This window comes from Escherichia sp. WS1368 (assembly GCF_046487485.1).
GTDB classification, from domain to species: domain Bacteria; phylum Pseudomonadota; class Gammaproteobacteria; order Enterobacterales; family Enterobacteriaceae; genus Escherichia; species Escherichia coli.
Genome location: NZ_JBJQJI010000003.1, coordinates 366,113 through 386,351, shown reverse-complemented (window position 1 = coordinate 386,351; position 20,239 = coordinate 366,113). Strand labels below are relative to the sequence as shown.

The window sequence follows — 20,239 nt, the reverse complement described above, 5'->3', positions numbered from 1 at the left end:
AAGGAACAGCATGACAGATGTAACGATTAAAACGCTGGCCGCAGAGCGACAGACCTCCGTGGAACGCCTGGTACAGCAATTTGCTGATGCAGGTATCCGGAAGTCTGCTGACGACTCTGTGTCCGCACAAGAGAAACAGACTTTGATTGACCACCTGAATCAGAAAAATTCAGGCCCGGACAAATTGACGCTGCAACGTAAAACACGCAGCACCCTTAACATTCCTGGTACCGGTGGAAAAAGCAAATCGGTACAAATCGAAGTCCGCAAGAAACGCACCTTTGTGAAACGCGATCCGCAAGAGGCTGAACGCCTTGCTGCGGAAGAGCAAGCGCAGCGTGAAGCGGAAGAGCAAGCCCGTCGTGAGGCAGAAGAATCGGCTAAACGCGAGGCGCAACAAAAAGCTGAACGTGAGGCCGCAGAACAAGCTAAGCGTGAAGCTGCTGAACAAGCGAAACGTGAAGCTGCGGAAAAAGACAAAGTGAGTAATCAACAAGACGATATGACTAAAAACGCCCAGGCTGAAAAAGCCCGCCGTGAGCAGGAAGCTGCAGAGCTCAAGCGTAAAGCCGAAGAAGAAGCGCGTCGTAAACTCGAAGAAGAAGCACGTCGCGTTGCTGAAGAAGCACGTCGTATGGCGGAAGAAAACAAATGGACTGATAACGCGGAACCGACTGAAGATTCCAGCGATTATCACGTCACTACTTCTCAACATGCTCGCCAGGCAGAAGACGAAAGCGATCGTGAAGTCGAAGGCGGCCGTGGCCGTGGTCGTAACGCGAAAGCTGCGCGTCCGAAGAAAGGCAACAAACACGCTGAATCAAAAGCTGATCGTGAAGAAGCACGCGCAGCAGTACGTGGCGGTAAGGGCGGAAAACGTAAAGGTTCTTCGCTGCAGCAAGGCTTCCAGAAGCCTGCTCAGGCCGTTAACCGTGACGTTGTGATCGGCGAAACCATCACCGTTGGCGAACTGGCGAACAAGATGGCGGTTAAAGGCTCTCAGGTCATCAAAGCGATGATGAAGCTGGGCGCAATGGCGACCATCAACCAGGTCATCGACCAGGAAACCGCACAGCTGGTTGCCGAAGAGATGGGCCACAAAGTTATCCTGCGTCGTGAAAACGAGCTGGAAGAAGCGGTAATGAGCGACCGTGACACGGGTGCAGCGGCTGAACCGCGCGCGCCGGTTGTGACCATCATGGGTCACGTTGACCACGGTAAAACCTCTCTGCTGGACTACATTCGTTCAACGAAAGTGGCCTCTGGCGAAGCGGGCGGCATTACCCAGCACATTGGTGCATACCACGTTGAAACTGAAAACGGCATGATCACCTTCCTGGACACCCCGGGGCACGCCGCGTTTACTTCAATGCGTGCTCGTGGTGCGCAGGCAACGGACATCGTAGTCCTGGTTGTTGCTGCCGACGACGGCGTAATGCCGCAGACCATCGAAGCAATCCAGCACGCGAAAGCGGCGCAGGTTCCGGTGGTCGTTGCAGTGAACAAGATCGATAAACCAGAAGCCGATCCGGATCGCGTTAAGAACGAACTCTCCCAGTACGGCATCCTGCCGGAAGAGTGGGGCGGTGAAAGCCAGTTCGTACATGTGTCTGCGAAAGCGGGTACTGGTATCGATGAGCTGCTGGACGCTATCCTGCTGCAGGCGGAAGTTCTGGAACTGAAAGCGGTACGTAAAGGCATGGCGAGCGGTGCGGTTATCGAATCCTTCCTCGATAAAGGTCGTGGTCCGGTTGCTACCGTTCTGGTACGTGAAGGTACTCTGCACAAGGGCGATATCGTTCTGTGTGGCTTCGAATACGGTCGTGTTCGTGCGATGCGTAACGAACTGGGTCAGGAAGTGCTGGAAGCGGGTCCGTCCATTCCGGTGGAAATCCTCGGCCTGTCCGGCGTTCCGGCTGCGGGTGATGAAGTTACCGTTGTACGTGACGAGAAGAAAGCGCGTGAAGTTGCACTCTATCGTCAGGGTAAATTCCGCGAAGTTAAACTGGCGCGTCAGCAGAAATCTAAACTCGAGAACATGTTCGCCAACATGACCGAAGGCGAAGTTCACGAAGTGAATATCGTCCTGAAGGCAGACGTACAGGGTTCTGTGGAAGCTATCTCCGACTCCTTGCTGAAACTGTCTACTGACGAAGTTAAAGTGAAGATCATCGGTTCTGGCGTAGGTGGTATCACCGAAACCGACGCTACCCTGGCTGCGGCGTCCAACGCCATCCTGGTTGGCTTCAACGTACGTGCTGATGCCTCTGCACGTAAAGTAATTGAAGCGGAAAGCCTGGATCTGCGTTACTACTCCGTCATCTATAACCTGATCGACGAAGTGAAAGCGGCAATGAGCGGTATGCTGTCTCCGGAACTGAAACAACAGATTATCGGTCTGGCGGAAGTTCGTGACGTGTTCAAATCACCGAAATTTGGTGCCATCGCAGGCTGTATGGTTACCGAAGGTGTGGTTAAACGTCACAACCCGATCCGCGTTCTGCGCGACAACGTGGTTATCTACGAAGGCGAGCTGGAGTCCCTGCGCCGCTTCAAAGATGACGTTAACGAAGTCCGTAACGGTATGGAATGTGGTATCGGCGTTAAGAACTACAACGATGTCCGCACTGGCGATGTGATCGAAGTATTCGAGATCATCGAAATCCAACGTACCATCGCTTAAGGTTGTCTGGGTTGTAGGCCGGATAAGGCTTTTACGCCGCATCCGGCAGCCGTGGCCTGATATGACGCTCGCGCGTCTTATCAGGCCAACGTGAACAGCCCTTCCACCTGAAATTAATTTTTAAAAAGGGGCTATGGCCCCTTTTTTGTCAGGAGAATTTATTATGGCGAAAGAATTTGGTCGCCCGCAGCGCGTAGCGCAGGAAATGCAAAAAGAGATCGCTCTCATCCTGCAGCGTGAAATTAAAGATCCTCGTCTGGGCATGATGACCACCGTTTCCGGTGTCGAAATGTCTCGCGACCTGGCGTATGCCAAAGTATATGTAACGTTCCTCAACGACAAAGATGAAGACGCGGTTAAAGCGGGCATCAAAGCGTTGCAGGAAGCTTCTGGTTTCATCCGCAGCCTGCTGGGGAAAGCGATGCGCCTGCGTATCGTGCCGGAACTGACCTTCTTCTACGACAACTCGCTGGTTGAAGGGATGCGTATGTCAAACCTGGTGACCAGCGTGGTCAAACATGACGAAGAACGTCGTGTTAACCCGGACGACAGCAAGGAGGACTAATGAGTCGTCCTCGTCGTCGCGGTCGCGACATTAACGGCGTTTTGTTGCTGGATAAACCTCAGGGTATGTCCAGCAACGATGCGCTGCAAAAAGTGAAACGGATTTATAACGCCAACCGTGCCGGGCATACCGGTGCGCTGGACCCGCTGGCGACCGGCATGTTGCCGATTTGCCTCGGGGAAGCGACGAAGTTTTCCCAGTATCTGCTGGACTCCGACAAACGCTATCGGGTGATTGCGCGTCTTGGACAGCGTACCGATACGTCTGACGCCGATGGACAAATCGTTGAAGAACGTCCGGTAACCTTTAGCGCAGAGCAACTGGCGGCGGCACTGGATACTTTCCGTGGCGATATCGAACAGATCCCATCGATGTATTCAGCACTGAAATACCAGGGCAAAAAACTGTACGAATATGCGCGTCAGGGCATTGAAGTACCGCGTGAAGCGCGCCCGATTACCGTTTATGAATTGCTGTTTATTCGCCACGAAGGCAATGAGCTGGAGCTGGAAATTCACTGCTCAAAAGGCACTTATATCCGCACCATCATTGATGACCTGGGTGAAAAACTCGGTTGTGGCGCGCATGTTATTTACCTGCGTCGTCTGGCGGTAAGTAAATATCCGGTTGAACGGATGGTGACCCTGGAACATCTGCGTGAACTGGTTGAACAAGCCGAACAGCAGGATATTCCAGCCGCGGAGTTACTTGATCCATTACTGATGCCAATGGACAGTCCAGCTTCGGACTACCCGGTGGTGAATCTTCCGTTAACGTCTTCTGTTTACTTCAAAAATGGTAACCCGGTTCGTACATCCGGTGCGCCGCTGGAAGGACTGGTTCGCGTTACAGAAGGTGAGAACGGCAAGTTTATCGGTATGGGCGAAATTGACGATGAAGGCCGCGTCGCGCCTCGTCGCCTGGTGGTTGAATACCCGGCGTAATGTTAACCGTCTTGCGATAACAGGTCGCTACGAGTAGAATACTGCCGCTTAACGTCGCGTAAATTGTTTAACACTTTGCGTAACGTACACTGGGATCGCTGAATTAGAGATCGGCGTCCTTTCATTCTATATACTTTGGAGTTTTAAAATGTCTCTAAGTACTGAAGCAACAGCTAAAATCGTTTCTGAGTTTGGTCGTGACGCAAACGACACCGGTTCTACCGAAGTTCAGGTAGCACTGCTGACTGCACAGATCAACCACCTGCAGGGCCACTTTGCAGAGCACAAAAAAGATCACCACAGCCGTCGTGGTCTGCTGCGCATGGTTTCTCAGCGTCGTAAACTGCTCGACTACCTGAAACGTAAAGACGTAGCACGTTACACCCAGCTCATCGAGCGCCTGGGTCTGCGTCGCTAATTCTTGCGAGTTTCAGAAAAGGGGGCCTGAGTGGCCCCTTTTTTCAAGCTGACGGCAGCAATTCACTGGAAACTAATGTATTGTTGCTATGAATGATCTTCCGTTGCAGAGGTTCGCGCGGCTAATGAGAGGCTTTACCCACATTGGGCTGGGTTAGGGTTGTCATTAGTCGCGAGGATGCGCAGAAGATCGGGTATTAACACCAGTGCCGTAAGGTACTGTCTAAGAAAGAGAAAGGATATTACATTGCTTAATCCGATCGTTCGTAAATTCCAGTACGGTCAACACACCGTGACTCTGGAAACCGGCATGATGGCTCGTCAGGCTACTGCTGCTGTTATGGTTAGCATGGATGACACCGCGGTATTTGTTACCGTTGTTGGCCAGAAAAAAGCCAAACCAGGTCAGGACTTCTTCCCACTGACCGTTAACTATCAGGAGCGTACCTACGCTGCTGGTCGTATCCCGGGTAGCTTCTTCCGTCGTGAAGGCCGCCCAAGCGAAGGCGAAACCCTGATCGCGCGTCTGATTGACCGCCCGATTCGCCCGCTGTTCCCGGAAGGCTTCGTCAACGAAGTTCAGGTTATCGCCACCGTGGTTTCTGTTAACCCGCAGGTTAACCCGGATATCGTCGCGATGATTGGTGCTTCCGCAGCACTGTCTCTGTCTGGTATTCCGTTCAATGGTCCGATTGGTGCTGCCCGCGTAGGTTACATCAATGACCAGTACGTACTGAACCCGACTCAGGACGAGCTGAAAGAGAGCAAACTGGATCTGGTTGTTGCGGGTACTGAAGCCGCTGTACTGATGGTTGAATCTGAAGCTGAACTGCTGAGCGAAGACCAGATGCTGGGCGCAGTAGTGTTCGGTCATGAACAACAGCAGGTTGTTATTCAGAACATCAATGAACTGGTGAAAGAAGCCGGCAAACCGCGTTGGGACTGGCAGCCGGAGCCGGTAAACGAAGCGCTGAACGCGCGCGTTGCTGCACTGGCTGAAGCTCGTCTGAGCGATGCTTACCGCATCACCGACAAACAAGAGCGTTATGCGCAGGTTGATGTCATCAAATCTGAAACCATCGCGACGCTGCTTGCTGAAGATGAAACCCTGGACGAAAACGAACTGGGTGAAATTCTGCACGCTATCGAGAAAAACGTTGTTCGTAGCCGCGTACTGGCAGGCGAACCGCGTATCGACGGTCGTGAAAAAGATATGATTCGTGGTCTGGATGTGCGTACTGGCGTGCTGCCGCGTACTCACGGTTCTGCGCTGTTTACCCGTGGTGAAACTCAGGCGCTGGTTACCGCAACGCTGGGTACTGCACGTGACGCGCAGGTTCTTGATGAACTGATGGGCGAACGTACTGACACCTTCCTGTTCCACTACAACTTCCCTCCGTACTCCGTAGGCGAAACCGGCATGGTCGGTTCTCCGAAGCGTCGTGAAATTGGTCACGGTCGTCTGGCGAAGCGCGGCGTGCTGGCAGTCATGCCGGATATGGACAAATTCCCGTACACCGTACGTGTGGTGTCTGAAATCACCGAATCCAACGGTTCTTCTTCTATGGCTTCCGTGTGCGGCGCGTCTCTGGCGCTGATGGACGCAGGTGTGCCGATCAAAGCTGCTGTTGCGGGTATCGCAATGGGTCTGGTGAAAGAAGGCGACAACTACGTTGTACTGTCTGACATTTTGGGCGACGAAGATCACCTGGGCGATATGGACTTCAAAGTTGCGGGTTCCCGCGACGGTATTTCTGCATTGCAGATGGATATCAAAATTGAAGGTATCACCAAAGAGATCATGCAGGTTGCACTGAACCAGGCTAAAGGTGCGCGTCTGCATATCCTGGGCGTAATGGAACAGGCGATCAACGCGCCACGTGGCGATATCTCTGAGTTCGCTCCGCGTATCCATACCATCAAGATCAACCCGGACAAGATCAAAGACGTTATCGGTAAAGGCGGCTCTGTTATCCGTGCCCTGACCGAAGAAACTGGCACCACCATCGAAATCGAAGATGACGGTACTGTGAAGATCGCAGCGACCGACGGCGAGAAAGCGAAACATGCTATTCGTCGTATCGAAGAGATCACTGCAGAAATCGAAGTGGGCCGCGTCTACAATGGTAAAGTGACCCGTATCGTTGACTTTGGCGCATTTGTTGCCATCGGCGGCGGTAAAGAAGGTCTGGTACACATCTCTCAGATCGCTGACAAACGCGTTGAGAAAGTGACCGATTACCTGCAGATGGGTCAGGAAGTACCGGTGAAAGTTCTGGAAGTTGATCGCCAGGGCCGTATCCGTCTGAGCATTAAAGAAGCGACTGAGCAGTCTCAACCTGCTGCAGCACCGGAAGCTCCGGCTGCTGAACAGGGCGAGTAAGGTTGCCATTTGCCCTCCGCTGCGGCGGGGGGCTTTTAACCGGGCAGGACGCCTTGTTAGCAACCGGGAACAGGACGTTCATTCAACCGTGGTCTTCGGGAGTGGGAAATGAAGCCTTTTTTGCGCTGGTGTTTCGTTGCGACAGCACTTACGCTTGCAGGATGCAGTAATACTTCCTGGCGTAAAAGTGAAGTCCTCGCGGTACCATTGCAACCGACTTTACAGCAGGAAGTGATTCTGGCACGTATGGAACAAATCCTTGCCAGTCGGGCTTTAACCGATGACGAACGCGCACAGCTTTTATATGAGCGCGGAGTGTTGTATGATAGTCTCGGTCTGAGGGCATTAGCGCGTAACGATTTTTCGCAAGCGCTGGCAATCCGACCGGATATGCCTGAAGTATTCAATTACTTAGGCATATATTTAACGCAGGCAGGCAATTTTGATGCTGCCTATGAAGCGTTTGATTCTGTACTTGAGCTTGATCCAACTTACAACTACGCGCACTTGAATCGCGGGATCGCATTATATTACGGCGGTCGTGACAAGTTAGCGCAAGATGATCTGCTGGCGTTTTATCAAGACGATCCCAATGATCCTTTCCGTAGTCTGTGGCTTTATCTCGCCGAGCAGAAGCTCGATGAGAAGCAGGCTAAAGAAGTGTTGAAACAGCACTTCGAAAAATCGGATAAGGAACAGTGGGGATGGAACATTGTCGAGTTCTACCTGGGCAACATTAGCGAACAAACGTTAATGGAAAGGCTCAAGGCGGACGCAACGGATAACACCTCGCTCGCTGAGCATCTCAGTGAAACCAACTTCTATTTAGGTAAGTACTACCTAAGTCTGGGGGATTTGGACAGCGCCACGGCACTGTTCAAACTGGCGGTTGCCAACAACGTTCATAACTTTGTTGAGCACCGATACGCATTGTTGGAATTATCGCTCCTGGGCCAGGACCAAGATGACCTGGCAGAATCGGACCAGCAATAGCTGACGTACACATCAGCCCGTAATCTTTTTTGATTGCCATCACCTTAACGGGTGAGGGCGTTGTTGTTCGTTAATACACCTACTTTGAGCCGGTTCACACTTTTCAATGAAAATTGCTGATCAATTTCATGATGAGTTATGTAGACTGGCCGCCATTAATTTTGAGGCACACGTACTACATGGCTGAATTCGAAACCACTTTTGCAGATCTGGGCCTGAAGGCTCCTATCCTTGAAGCCCTTAACGATCTGGGTTACGAAAAACCATCTCCAATTCAGGCAGAGTGTATTCCACATCTGCTGAATGGCCGCGACGTTCTGGGTATGGCCCAGACGGGGAGCGGAAAAACTGCAGCATTCTCTTTACCTCTGCTGCAGAATCTTGATCCTGAGCTGAAAGCACCACAGATTCTGGTGCTGGCACCGACCCGCGAACTGGCGGTACAGGTTGCTGAGGCAATGACGGATTTCTCTAAACACATGCGCGGCGTAAACGTGGTTGCCCTGTACGGCGGCCAGCGTTATGACGTGCAATTACGCGCCCTGCGTCAGGGGCCGCAGATCGTTGTCGGTACTCCGGGCCGTCTGCTGGATCACCTGAAACGTGGCACTCTGGACCTTTCTAAACTGAGCGGTCTGGTTCTGGATGAAGCTGACGAAATGCTGCGCATGGGCTTCATCGAAGACGTTGAAACTATTATGGCGCAGATCCCGGAAGGTCATCAGACCGCTCTGTTCTCTGCAACCATGCCGGAAGCGATTCGTCGCATTACCCGCCGCTTTATGAAAGAGCCGCAGGAAGTGCGCATTCAGTCCAGCGTGACTACCCGTCCTGACATCAGCCAGAGCTACTGGACTGTTTGGGGTATGCGTAAAAACGAAGCACTGGTACGTTTCCTGGAAGCGGAAGATTTTGATGCGGCGATTATCTTCGTTCGTACCAAAAACGCGACTCTGGAAGTGGCAGAAGCTCTTGAGCGTAACGGCTACAATAGCGCCGCGCTGAACGGTGACATGAACCAGGCGCTGCGTGAGCAGACACTGGAACGACTGAAAGATGGTCGTCTGGACATCCTGATTGCGACCGACGTTGCGGCCCGTGGCCTGGACGTTGAGCGTATCAGCCTGGTAGTTAACTACGATATCCCGATGGATTCTGAGTCTTACGTTCACCGTATCGGTCGTACTGGTCGTGCGGGCCGTGCTGGCCGTGCGCTGCTGTTCGTTGAGAACCGTGAGCGTCGTCTGCTGCGTAACATTGAACGCACCATGAAGCTGACCATTCCGGAAGTTGAACTGCCGAACGCAGAACTGCTGGGCAAACGTCGTCTGGAAAAATTCGCCGCTAAAGTACAGCAGCAGCTGGAAAGCAGCGATCTGGATCAATACCGTGCACTGCTGAGCAAAATTCAGCCGACTGCAGAAGGTGAAGAGCTGGATCTCGAAACTCTGGCCGCCGCACTGCTGAAAATGGCACAGGGTGAACGTACTCTGATTGTTCCGCCAGATGCGCCGATGCGTCCGAAACGTGAATTCCGTGACCGTGATGACCGTGGTCCGCGCGATCGTAACGACCGTGGCCCGCGTGGCGACCGTGAAGATCGTCCGCGTCGTGAACGTCGTGATGTTGGTGACATGCAGCTGTACCGCATTGAAGTGGGCCGCGATGATGGTGTTGAAGTTCGTCATATCGTTGGCGCGATTGCTAACGAAGGCGACATCAGCAGCCGTTACATCGGTAACATCAAGCTGTTTGCTTCTCACTCCACCATCGAACTGCCGAAAGGTATGCCGGGTGAAGTGCTGCAACACTTTACGCGCACTCGCATTCTCAACAAGCCGATGAACATGCAGTTACTGGGCGATGCACAGCCGCATACTGGCGGTGAGCGTCGTGGCGGTGGTCGTGGTTTCGGTGGCGAACGTCGTGAAGGCGGTCGTAACTTCAGCGGTGAACGCCGTGAAGGTGGTCGTGGTGATGGTCGTCGTTTTAGCGGCGAACGTCGTGAAGGCCGCGCTCCGCGTCGTGATGACTCTACCGGTCGTCGTCGTTTCGGTGGTGATGCGTAATCATCGCTAAACAGCGAACACAATCTGTAAAATAATATATACAGCCCCGATTTTTACCATCGGGGCTTTTTTTCTGTCTTTTGTACTCGTGTACTGGTACAGTGCAATGCATAACAACGCAGTCGCACTATTTTTCACTGGAGAGAAGCCCTCATGGCAACACTAACCACCACCCAAACGTCACCGTCGCTGCTTGGCGGCGTGGTGATCATCGGCGGCACCATTATTGGCGCAGGGATGTTTTCTCTGCCTGTGGTCATGTCCGGGGCGTGGTTCTTCTGGTCAATGGCGGCGCTGATCTTTACCTGGTTCTGTATGCTGCATTCCGGCTTGATGATTCTGGAAGCTAACCTGAATTACCGAATCGGTTCGAGCTTTGACACCATCACCAAAGATTTGCTGGGCAAAGGCTGGAACGTGGTCAACGGCATTTCCATTGCCTTTGTGCTTTATATCCTGACCTATGCCTATATTTCTGCCAGCGGTTCGATTCTGCATCATACCTTCGCAGAGATGTCATTGAACGTCCCGGCACGGGCAGCGGGTTTTGGTTTTGCACTGCTGGTGGCGTTTGTGGTGTGGTTGAGCACTAAAGCCGTCAGCCGCATGACGGCGATTGTGCTGGGGGCGAAAGTCATTACCTTCTTCCTCACCTTCGGTAGCCTACTGGGGCATGTGCAGCCTGCGACATTGTTCAACGTCGCCGAAAGCAATGCGTCTTATGCACCGTATCTGTTGATGACCCTGCCGTTCTGTCTGGCGTCGTTTGGTTATCACGGTAACGTGCCAAGCCTGATGAAGTATTACGGCAAAGATCCGAAAACCATCGTGAAATGCCTGGTGTACGGTACGCTGATGGCACTGGCGCTGTATACCATCTGGTTGCTGGCGACGATGGGCAACATCCCTCGTCCTGAGTTTATTGGCATTGCCGAGAAGGGTGGTAATATTGATGTGCTGGTACAGGCATTAAGCGGCGTGCTGAACAGCCGTAGCCTGGATCTTCTGCTGGTCGTGTTCTCAAACTTTGCGGTAGCGAGTTCGTTCCTTGGCGTAACGCTGGGTTTGTTTGACTATCTGGCAGATCTGTTTGGTTTCGACGACTCGGCTATGGGCCGTTTGAAAACAGCGTTGCTGACCTTTGCCCCGCCTGTTGTGGGTGGCCTGCTGTTTCCTAACGGATTCCTGTACGCCATTGGTTATGCTGGCTTAGCGGCTACCATCTGGGCGGCAATTGTTCCGGCGCTGTTGGCCCGCGCATCGCGTAAACGCTTTGGTAGCCCGAAATTCCGCGTCTGGGGCGGCAAGCCGATGATTATGCTGATTCTGGTATTTGGCGTTGGCAACGCACTGGTCCATATCTTATCGAGCTTTAATTTGCTGCCGGTGTATCAGTAATCAGCGGTGCCTTATCCGACATTTCTGCTGCCTACACAATGCCTGATGCGCTTCGCTTATCAGGTCTACGTAGGACAGCGTTGCCATCTCGGATAAGGCTTCCCGCGTTAAGACACACTATCCCAACAACTCTTCCTTAACATCCATCGCCAGTTCAAACGAATGCAGGCGTGCCTGGTGATCGAAAATCTGCCCGTTAACCATAATCTCATCGGCGTCGGTTTCGCGCAGGATCGACTGCAAGCCATGACGCACTTTCGCTTTATCGCCTACCAACGACATACTCAGCGCCTGCTGCACGCCATACTGCTCAGACGGTGACCAGAACTGATCCATATTTTGAATCGGTGGCGGTAGTTGTCCGGTTTCGCCACGGCGTAGTTTCACAAAGGCTTGCTGCATTGAGGTAAACAGAAATTCAGCGTCGCGGTTGCTGTCGGCAGCGATAATATTGATGCACACCATCGCGTATGGTTTTTCCAGCCGAGCCGACGGTTTGAAGTTACTGCGATAAAGATGCAGCGCCTGGAACAACATATCCGGCGCGAAGTGTGAGGCAAACGCAAACGGCAGACCAAGCTGCGCCGCCAGTTGCGCGCTGTAAAGGCTGGAGCCTAACAACCACACGGGGATTTTCTCGCCATAGCCTGGTACCGGGCGCACATGCGGATTGGGATCGCGGGCGTCAAACCAGTCCACCAGCTCCGCGACATCGCGGGGGAAATTATCAATATCCCCGCTCATATGACGACGTAGAGCCATCATGGTTCGCTGGTCACTACCCGGAGCACGACCCAGCCCCAAATCGATTCGCCCCGGATAGAGCGTATTGAGCGTGCCGAACTGTTCGGCAATGACCAACGGTGAGTGGTTAGGCAACATCACGCCGCCAGACCCCAGATGCAGCGTGGTGGTATTCGCCGCCAGATAGCCAATCAATACCGACGTGGCAGCACTGGCAATGCCAGTCATATTGTGGTGTTCTGCCAGCCAGTAGCGATGATAGCCGCGCTTTTCAGCCAGACGGGCGAGATCGAGAGAGTGGGAGAATGCTTCTCGCGCTGAAGAACCTTCGGGGATGGGGGCCAGATCGAGTAGCGAAAACGGAATGGTTTTATCAGTCATAACAGCTCACTTTGTTACCGATTAATCTTTAATACTGCATTAAAGAGTAGTTAAAGTTGTTAACAAAGTGAGCTATATACTTACGCTTGCAGCTCCAGCCCGGCCAGCCGCCGCCAGTAGCCGTTACAATCGCTGTTTGCCGTCAACGGCAGTGGTGCAGCGCCATTTTCATTGGCGCGGAAGGCGTCGAGCATTGCGAAAGTGTCAGTACCCTGCGGTGACAGGCGGACCACATCGACCAGCCCCTGCATGGATGTCAGCTCGTTACCGAGGTTGTAAACGTAGCCGCTCATGGTCTGAATGCCATTGAGTACAAACACTTGTTGGTTTTCCTGCGATAGCACGTTGCGCCCGTTCGGATACTTAATGCAGCAGGTTTCACACTCATCTTTCGGGCGGTCTTCCGAACGCGCGGTAAAGCAGCGGGCGGAGTAGGCCAGCGGCAGATGACCGTAGCTCAGGACTTCCACTTCAAACTGGTTGCGAATGCCCAGCTCATCGCACTGATTAAGCAGATTCACCAACCAGTCGCGGGAAAGCTCCACCGGCATACACCAGCGCATCATGCCCTGTTTGAGCAATATTTTCAGTGTCACCGCGTTGTAGCAGTTCAGCGCGTGCCCGGCGACGAACGGCAGTTTGCGTTCAGCGCACATATTCACCACGCCGAGATCGCTGGCTTCAATCAGAAACTCACCGTTCTCAACATAGCGTTTCAGTTCGCCCAGTTCAGAGGATGCCTGCACCAGCGCCAGCGTGGAGAGCACAATCTGCTTACCACTTCCGGCGAGTGATTTTGCCATCTCCAGCCAGTCGCCAACTTTGGTTGCCCGACGCTTGCTGCATACCGCTTCACCAAGATAAATCACGTCGGCGCTGCTGGCGGCGGCCTGCTGATAAAATTCTTCCAGCGTCTCTTTTGGCCAGTACCACAGCACTGGCCCTAAGGAATATTTCATTGCTTTTCTCACTGCCATTTACGGTGATACGCGCCAAGGGTGGTCTGCGTGCCTTCGGACATCGACCCGAGCGTCTCCATCCACGCGCTTTGCGGTACGAAGTTTTGCGGATCGGCCTTACAACGGTCGATAGCCTGACGCCAGACTTTCGCCACCTGGCTGACATACGCCGGGCTACGCTGGCGGCCTTCAATTTTCACCGAAGCAATATTCGCTGCCATTAACTCCGGCAGCAGTTCCAGGGTATTGAGACTGGTGGGTTCTTCCAGCGCGTGATAGCGCTCGCCGTCCACCAGATAACGCCCTTTACACAGCGTCGGATAACCTGCGTTTTCGCCGTCCTGATAACGGTCGATCAGCACTTCGTTCAGGCGGGATTCCAGCCCCTGCGGCGTTTGCTGCCAGCGCACGAAGCGAGCCGGAGAACATGCACCGACGGTGTTGGGCGATTCACCCGTCAGATATGACGACAGATAGCAACGGCCTTCCGACATAATGCACAGGCTGCCGAAAGCAAAGACTTCCAGTGGTACAGGCGTGACCCGCGCCAGTTGTTTCACCTGATGAATCGACAACACGCGCGGCAGCACCACGCGTGCAACGTCAAAATGGCGATGATAAAAGTTAATCGCCTCTTCATTGGTCGCCGAAGCCTGCACTGACACATGACGCTCAATATGCGGGTAACGCTCGGCGGCGTACTCCAGCATGGCGAGGTCGGCGAGGATCAGCGCGTCGGCACCCAGCTGCGCCGCCATATCCACGGCGCGCTGCCAACGGGCGTAACCGTCCGGGTGCGCAAAAGTGTTAATCGCGATGTGAAGTTTGCGGCGATGTTGATGGACAAAACTCACCGCTTCCTGCAATTTTTTCTCGGTAAAGTTAAGGCCGGCGAAGTGACGGGCATTAGTATCATCTTTTAGCCCGATATAAACAGCATCTGCGCCGTTTTCGATGGCCGCCTTAAGCGCCGGGAGATTTCCGGCAGGGCAGAGCAGCTCCATAATTTTTCCTGAAGGTTGCGCTATCAAAACGCAAAAATGTTAACGAACTGGGATTTTAGTTAACCTTGCTGCGACAATTTTTGATTTAAGGCAGTTAAAGTTGTATTGGTGGTAGCAGCAATTTCATATGGAATTGTTGATTTATACCGCTATGTTATTTTTCTAATATGGCAAAATAGGATGATTGTTGAAACAGGGAGTAAAACTCGTGTTGGATAAACTGCGTTCCCGTATTGTGCATTTGGGGCCATCTCTGTTGAGTGTACCGGTAAAACTGACGCCATTTGCGCTAAAACGCCAGGTTCTTGAGCAGGTCTTAAGCTGGCAATTCCGTCAGGCGCTGGATGATGGCGAGCTGGAGTTTCTTGAAGGCCGCTGGTTAAGTATTCATGTGCGTGATATTGACCTGCAATGGTTTACCTCGGTGGTGAATGGCAAACTGGTCGTTAGCCAGAACGCGCAAGCTGATGTGAGTTTTAGTGCCGACGCCAGCGATCTGCTGATGATTGCGGCGCGTAAACAAGATCCGGATACGCTCTTCTTCCAGCGTCGGCTGGTGATTGAAGGCGATACGGAGCTGGGGCTGTATGTGAAAAACCTGATGGACGCCATTGAACTGGAGCAAATGCCGAAAGCCTTACGCATGATGCTGCTGCAACTGGCGGATTTTGTTGAGGCGGGAATGAAAACCGCGCCTGAAACCAAACAGACATCGGTAGGTGAACCATGCTAATTCGAGTAGAAATTCCCATTGATGCGCCGGGTATTGATGCCCTGCTGCGTCGTTCATTCGAAAGTGATGCGGAAGCGAAGCTGGTTCACGATCTGCGTGAAGATGGCTTTCTGACGCTGGGGCTGGTGGCGACAGATGACGAAGGTCAGGTCATTGGCTATGTGGCATTTAGTCCGGTTGATGTGCAGGGCGAAGACCTGCAGTGGGTCGGCATGGCACCGTTGGCGGTTGATGAAAAATACCGTGGACAGGGGCTGGCACGCCAACTGGTCTATGAAGGACTCGATTCGCTTAATGAGTTCGGCTATGCCGCAGTGGTGACGCTGGGCGATCCGGCGCTGTACAGTCGTTTCGGCTTTGAGCTGGCGGCGCATCACGATCTGCGTTGCCGCTGGCCGGGCACTGAAAGCGCCTTCCAGGTACATCGTTTAGCGGATGACGCGCTGAACGGCGTAACCGGTCTGGTTGAGTATCACGAGCACTTCAATCGCTTTTAATCTTTGGGGTTTGCAGGCTGCTCAACAGTTCTGCAAACCCTGCGCCTTCCGCTACCAGACGCTCTTTTTGCCGTTTGGTCAGTTGCTTAACGCGATATTCCGCCCGTAGTGCCAGCGAACGATCGCCCACTGGCGCGGAAAACGCCAGCGTTAGTTCTCCTTTCCCGCGCAGTGCTTTCGCCCCTTTGCCGCTTTGGTGCTGCTGATAGCGGCGTTCGACATCTGTGGTGATCCCGGTATAAAGCTTATTGTCGGCGGTACGGATCAAGTAAAGAAACCAGGGTGTCATCGTCTGCGTCGCATGTTAAGGTCAGGCCCACAGTATAAAAGAGAACAGCAATGGAAACACTCATCACCATCAGCCGTTGGTTGGCAAAACAACATGTTGTCACCTGGTGTGTGCAGCAGGAAGGGGAATTGTGGTGCGCCAATGCCTTTTATCTTTTTGATGCGCAGAAAGTTGCCTTCTACATTTTGACGGAAGAAAAAACGCGCCACGCGCAGATGAGTGGGCCGCAGGCGGCAGTTGCTGGAACGGTAAACGGTCAGCCGAAAACGGTAGCGTTAATTCGCGGCGTGCAGTTTAAAGGTGAGATCCGCAGACTGGAAGGTGAGGAAAGCGACCTCGCACGCCAGGCGTACAATCGACGCTTTCCGGTTGCCAGAATGCTGTCGGCCCCGGTGTGGGAAATCCGGCTCGATGAAATCAAATTCACCGACAACACGCTGGGCTTTGGTAAAAAAATGATCTGGCTACGTAACTCAGGCACCGAGCAGGCGTAATGCCTCGCGGTTAAACGCTGGCAGATCGTCCGGTGTGCGGCTGGTAACCAGCTGATCTTTATCGACGACGACTTCCTGATCGTAAAATTCCGCGCCCGCGTTTTTAACATCAATAATGATCGGTTTAACTGCGGTCAGTTTGCGCCCCCGAATCACATCGGCGCTGATCAGCAACTGCGGACCGTGACAGATGGCGAAAACAGGTTTGCCGCTATTCACAAAATCACGGGTGAAAGTGACAAAACGGTTGTCGCCACGCAGATAATCCGGTGAATGACCGCCTGGTAGCAGCAGGGCATCAAACTCCGCTGGCGTCACTTCATCGATGGATTTATCGATGGTCACACTGGCTTCTCCTTTTTTGCCTTTCACCGTTTTACCCGCTTGCTTTTCAATGGTAATCACTTCGTGTCCGGCTTTACGGAACTCGTCTGCGGGTGAAGTAAATTCTGAATCCTCAAATTCATCAGTGATTAAAACGGCAATTTTCTTACTCATGCTTCCTCCGCGTTGTTGCATTGGATGAGGCGAATTTCCCACAATCGGGGATAATTACCTCATGGTCTATTAAGCCTGGTGCATGAGCCGGGGAGCGCAAGGCAGACAATTCTGTAAAGGAGCGAAGATGAGTCAGGTACTGATTACAGGCGCAACGGGGCTGGTGGGCGGTCACCTGCTGCGGATGTTGATTAACGAACCGAAAGTTAACGCCATAGCCGCGCCGACGCGACGTCCGTTGGGCGATATGCCCGGGGTGTTTAATCCCCATGATCCGCAACTGACCGACGCGCTGGCGCAGGTCACCGATCCCATCGACATTGTGTTTTGTTGTCTCGGCACCACGCGGCGAGAAGCGGGGAGCAAAGAGGCGTTTATTCATGCCGATTACACGCTGGTAGTGGATACCGCATTAACCGGGCGGCGACTGGGCGCGCAGCATATGCTGGTAGTCAGTGCTATGGGTGCCAATGCCCACTCGCCGTTTTTCTATAACCGCGTCAAGGGGGAGATGGAAGAAGCATTAATCGCCCAGAACTGGCCGAAATTGACCATTGCTCGCCCTTCGATGTTGCTGGGCGATCGTAGCAAACAGCGGATGAACGAAACGCTTTTTGCGCCGCTGTTCCGTTTGTTACCGGGTAACTGGAAATCCATTGATGCAAGAGACGTGGCGCGGGTCATGCTGGCAGAGGCGATGCGGCCTGAGCATGAAGGTGTGACGATTTTAAGCTCTTCAGAATTACGCAAAAGAGCTGAATAATTATTCCCAAGAATTGATAGTGAGCGTAATATTCACGCGCTCAATTATCATAACTTATTCCTGGGGAATGCTATGACTGGTCAGTCTTCATCTCAGGCGGCAACGCCCATTCAGTGGTGGAAACCCGCGCTTTTCTTTCTCGTTGTCATTGCTGGTCTCTGGTATGTGAAATGGCAACCTTACTACGGCAAAGCGTTTACGGCTGCCGAAACCCACAGTATCGGTAAATCTATCCTTGCGCAGGCGGATGCTAATCCGTGGCAGGCGGCGTTGGATTACGCGATGATCTATTTCCTCGCGGTATGGAAAGCGGCGGTGCTGGGCGTACTGCTCGGGTCGTTGATTCAGGTGCTGATCCCGCGTGACTGGTTGCTGCGTACGCTTGGGCAATCGCGCTTTCGCGGCACGCTGCTGGGAACGCTGTTTTCGCTGCCGGGCATGATGTGTACCTGCTGTGCGGCTCCGGTCGCGGCGGGAATGCGTCGCCAACAGGTATCGATGGGCGGGGCGCTGGCATTCTGGATGGGGAATCCGTTGTTAAACCCGGCGACGCTGGTGTTTATGGGGTTTGTCCTCGGCTGGGGGTTTGCGGCGATTCGTCTGGTCGCGGGGCTGGTGATGGTGTTGCTGATTGCGACGCTGGTGCAAAAATGGGTACGTGAAACACCGCTAACGCAGGCACCGGTCGAAATTGACATACCGGAAGCGCAGGGCGGATTTTTTAGCCGCTGGGGCAGGGCGCTATGGACGCTTTTCTGGAGTACGATCCCGGTTTATATCCTTGCCGTACTCGTGTTGGGTGCCGCTCGCGTCTGGTTATTCCCCCATGCTGATGGTGCTGTCGATAACAGCCTGATGTGGGTGATTGCGATGGCGGTAGCGGGATGCTTGTTTGTCATTCCAACGGCAGCAGAAATTCCAATTGTACAAACGATGATGCTGGCAGGCATGGGAATCGCTCCGGCGCTGGCATTGTTGATGACGCTCCCGGCGGTGAGTTTGCCGTCACTGATTATGTTGCGTAAAGCGTTCCCGGCGAAAGCCTTATGGCTGACGGGGGCGATGGTGGCAGTGTCAGGTGTGATTGTCGGCGGGCTGGCGCTGTTGGCCTAAGATGTTGGATGCTCCTGAATACAGCACTGGACGGTCCCCTCTCCCCTTTGGGGAGAGGGTTAGGGTGAGGGGAACAGGTCGGCTAAGGTGTGAATATTTACTTCAACGACCGATCAATGGCTTATTTAATAAACGTAAACGCCGTGGTTACCCGCTTCACGCCGCTTACCCGGCTGGCAATATCTGCCGCCGCTTTCGCTTCACGTTCAGTCACTAGCCCCATCAGGAACACTTCACCGTTTTCGGTGGTCACTTTCACGTTGGACGATTTCACCAGGTCGCTGGTTAAGAGCTGCGAACGCACTTTGGTGGTGATCCACGTATCGTTAGACGCTTCGCCCAGACCAATCGGCTGGCCCTGACGAATCTCGTTATACACTTCGTTGGCACCGTCTACGCCCATCGCAATTTGTTTAGCGCGAGCCGAAAGTTCAGCGTTTGGTGACTGCCCAACCAGCAGCACTTTGCCCTGATACGCCGTGACATTAATACGGGTTTCTTTCTTAATCTGTTCGTCTTTCGACAATGCGCTGTTTACGCGCACTTCCAGGGTACCATCGTCCACCTGGGTGCCGACACTGCGTGGGTCAGTTGCGGCTTTGGTACCTACAGCAGCGGTACCCACTACGGCAGCGGCAACACAACCTTGCAACAGCAGCGCGGAAAGAAGGACTGCGATTGGCGATAATGCCTTCATGTATTCTCCTTAAACATCCTGGTGAGGGAAAAGCGTGTTATCGATCAGATCGCACAGGCAATTTACCGTCAGCATATGCATTTCCTGAATGCGAGCACTACGATGCGAAGGAATGCGGATCTCCACATCCTGTGGCCCTAACAAACCTGCAAGTTCACCGCCGTCATAGCCGGTTAATGCCACAATGGTCATATCACGCGTAACGGCAGCTTCTACCGCTTTTACAATATCGCGGCTGTTGCCACGGGTGGAAATGGCTAACAATACATCTCCCGCATGACCCAGCGCCCGCACCTGTTTTGCATACACTTCATCATGTAAGCGATCGTTGGCAATCGCCGTTAAGACAACATTATCAGTATTTAGTGCAATGGCAGGTAAGCTGGGCCGCTCCGTTTCGAAACGGTTGATCATGCTGGCAGCAAAATGCTGTGCATTGGCAGCGGAAGTTCCATTACCACAACAGAGGATTTTGTTGCCATTGAGCAGAGACTGAACCAGCGTCATGGCTGCACGGGAGATGGCATCCGGAAGCGCCTCTGCCGCCGCAATTTGAGTTTGAATGCTTTCAGTGAAGCAAGCTTTAATTCTTTCTTGCACGCTAATCCTTAAACC

General features: G+C 53.2%; 21 protein-coding genes. 14 read left to right on the top strand and 7 right to left on the bottom strand.

Annotated features, from left to right (window positions below; translation table 11 throughout):
* Positions 1-10: 10 nt before the first annotated feature.
* From infB to mtr, 9 genes are all read left to right on the top strand, one after another.
* Entirely contained in the window at positions 11-2,683 is a 2,673-nt protein-coding gene (infB, locus tag ACJHYD_RS10590) for a translation initiation factor IF-2 (RefSeq protein ID WP_000133044.1), read from the top strand.
* 163 nt (positions 2,684-2,846) lie between these two features.
* Positions 2,847-3,248 (top strand): 30S ribosome-binding factor RbfA, encoded by a 402-nt coding sequence (gene rbfA / locus ACJHYD_RS10585; protein WP_001040205.1) that lies wholly within the window; start codon positions 2,847-2,849, stop codon positions 3,246-3,248.
* Positions 3,248-4,192: a tRNA pseudouridine(55) synthase TruB gene (gene truB / locus ACJHYD_RS10580; protein ID WP_000089698.1), complete on the top strand. Its 945-nt coding sequence runs from the start codon at positions 3,248-3,250 to the stop codon at positions 4,190-4,192. The genes rbfA and truB overlap by 1 nt, the downstream gene beginning before the upstream one ends.
* A 148-nt stretch (positions 4,193-4,340) precedes the next feature.
* Positions 4,341-4,610 (top strand): 30S ribosomal protein S15, encoded by a 270-nt coding sequence (gene rpsO / locus ACJHYD_RS10575; protein ID WP_000059466.1) that lies wholly within the window; start codon positions 4,341-4,343, stop codon positions 4,608-4,610.
* A gap of 246 nt (positions 4,611-4,856) precedes the next feature.
* Positions 4,857-6,992, top strand: coding sequence for a polyribonucleotide nucleotidyltransferase (pnp, locus tag ACJHYD_RS10570; RefSeq protein ID WP_001298330.1), 2,136 nt, complete (start codon positions 4,857-4,859; stop codon positions 6,990-6,992).
* A 108-nt stretch (positions 6,993-7,100) separates the two neighbouring features.
* On the top strand, positions 7,101-7,985 hold the full coding sequence (nlpI, locus tag ACJHYD_RS10565; protein ID WP_000802080.1) for a lipoprotein NlpI: 885 nt from the start codon (positions 7,101-7,103) through the stop codon (positions 7,983-7,985).
* 106 nt (positions 7,986-8,091) lie between these two features.
* Positions 8,092-8,172, top strand: coding sequence for a protein YrbN (gene yrbN, locus ACJHYD_RS10560; protein ID WP_010723222.1), 81 nt, complete (start codon positions 8,092-8,094; stop codon positions 8,170-8,172).
* A complete protein-coding gene (deaD, locus tag ACJHYD_RS10555) occupies positions 8,165-10,054 on the top strand; it encodes an ATP-dependent RNA helicase DeaD (RefSeq protein ID WP_001295553.1) in 1,890 nt (629 codons plus the stop codon). Before yrbN ends, deaD begins: the two co-directional genes overlap by 8 nt.
* Positions 10,055-10,207: 153 nt before the next feature.
* Complete coding sequence (gene mtr / locus ACJHYD_RS10550) at positions 10,208-11,452, top strand: tryptophan permease (protein ID WP_000224346.1); 1,245 nt, start codon at positions 10,208-10,210, stop codon at positions 11,450-11,452.
* Between the two features lie 117 nt (positions 11,453-11,569).
* Here the strand turns inward: mtr and ACJHYD_RS10545 are convergent, their stop codons facing one another.
* From ACJHYD_RS10545 to ACJHYD_RS10535, 3 genes are all read right to left on the bottom strand, one after another.
* Positions 11,570-12,577 carry a luciferase-like monooxygenase gene (locus tag ACJHYD_RS10545; RefSeq protein WP_000130415.1) on the bottom strand — a complete coding sequence of 336 codons (1,008 nt, stop codon included), beginning with the start codon at positions 12,575-12,577 and terminating at the stop codon, positions 11,570-11,572.
* A gap of 80 nt (positions 12,578-12,657) precedes the next feature.
* The gene (locus ACJHYD_RS10540) at positions 12,658-13,536 is read right to left on the bottom strand and encodes a U32 family peptidase (protein ID WP_001361201.1); all 879 of its coding nucleotides are present in this window, start codon (positions 13,534-13,536) and stop codon (positions 12,658-12,660) included.
* An 8-nt stretch (positions 13,537-13,544) separates the two neighbouring features.
* The gene (locus ACJHYD_RS10535) at positions 13,545-14,540 is read right to left on the bottom strand and encodes a peptidase U32 family protein (RefSeq protein WP_000421305.1); all 996 of its coding nucleotides are present in this window, start codon (positions 14,538-14,540) and stop codon (positions 13,545-13,547) included.
* 208 nt (positions 14,541-14,748) lie between these two features.
* On the opposite strand from ACJHYD_RS10535, the gene ACJHYD_RS10530 reads away from it, so the two are divergent.
* Together ACJHYD_RS10530 and ACJHYD_RS10525 are read left to right on the top strand one after the other, a co-directional pair.
* Positions 14,749-15,273 carry an SCP2 domain-containing protein gene (locus ACJHYD_RS10530; protein ID WP_001295552.1) on the top strand — a complete coding sequence of 175 codons (525 nt, stop codon included), beginning with the start codon at positions 14,749-14,751 and terminating at the stop codon, positions 15,271-15,273.
* On the top strand, positions 15,267-15,770 hold the full coding sequence (locus ACJHYD_RS10525) for a GNAT family N-acetyltransferase (protein WP_000908554.1): 504 nt from the start codon (positions 15,267-15,269) through the stop codon (positions 15,768-15,770). Before ACJHYD_RS10530 ends, ACJHYD_RS10525 begins: the two co-directional genes overlap by 7 nt.
* On the opposite strand, the gene yhbQ is transcribed toward ACJHYD_RS10525, so the two are convergent.
* Positions 15,757-16,059 (bottom strand): DNA damage response exodeoxyribonuclease YhbQ, encoded by a 303-nt coding sequence (yhbQ, locus tag ACJHYD_RS10520; protein WP_000189315.1) that lies wholly within the window; start codon positions 16,057-16,059, stop codon positions 15,757-15,759. The genes ACJHYD_RS10525 and yhbQ overlap by 14 nt on opposite strands.
* A 50-nt stretch (positions 16,060-16,109) precedes the next feature.
* On the opposite strand from yhbQ, the gene ACJHYD_RS10515 reads away from it, so the two are divergent.
* Positions 16,110-16,553, top strand: a complete 444-nt coding sequence (locus tag ACJHYD_RS10515) for a YhbP family protein (RefSeq protein WP_001551702.1) — start codon at positions 16,110-16,112, stop codon at positions 16,551-16,553.
* Here ACJHYD_RS10515 and yhbO read toward each other — a convergent pair.
* Positions 16,533-17,051: a protein/nucleic acid deglycase gene (yhbO, locus tag ACJHYD_RS10510; protein WP_000037608.1), complete on the bottom strand. Its 519-nt coding sequence runs from the start codon at positions 17,049-17,051 to the stop codon at positions 16,533-16,535. The genes ACJHYD_RS10515 and yhbO overlap by 21 nt on opposite strands.
* 127 nt (positions 17,052-17,178) lie before the next feature.
* Between yhbO and ACJHYD_RS10505 the strand changes: the two genes are divergently transcribed.
* Positions 17,179-17,814: an NAD(P)H-binding protein gene (locus tag ACJHYD_RS10505; protein WP_000084526.1), complete on the top strand. Its 636-nt coding sequence runs from the start codon at positions 17,179-17,181 to the stop codon at positions 17,812-17,814.
* A 72-nt stretch (positions 17,815-17,886) separates the two neighbouring features.
* Positions 17,887-18,927 carry a permease gene (locus ACJHYD_RS10500; protein WP_001551701.1) on the top strand — a complete coding sequence of 347 codons (1,041 nt, stop codon included), beginning with the start codon at positions 17,887-17,889 and terminating at the stop codon, positions 18,925-18,927.
* Between the two features lie 121 nt (positions 18,928-19,048).
* Here ACJHYD_RS10500 and dolP read toward each other — a convergent pair whose 3' ends face one another.
* Positions 19,049-19,624 (bottom strand): division/outer membrane stress-associated lipid-binding lipoprotein, encoded by a 576-nt coding sequence (gene dolP, locus ACJHYD_RS10495; protein WP_000646049.1) that lies wholly within the window; start codon positions 19,622-19,624, stop codon positions 19,049-19,051.
* 9 nt (positions 19,625-19,633) lie between these two features.
* Positions 19,634-20,224 carry a DnaA initiator-associating protein DiaA gene (gene diaA, locus ACJHYD_RS10490; protein WP_001158035.1) on the bottom strand — a complete coding sequence of 197 codons (591 nt, stop codon included), beginning with the start codon at positions 20,222-20,224 and terminating at the stop codon, positions 19,634-19,636.
* Positions 20,225-20,239 lie beyond the last annotated feature (15 nt).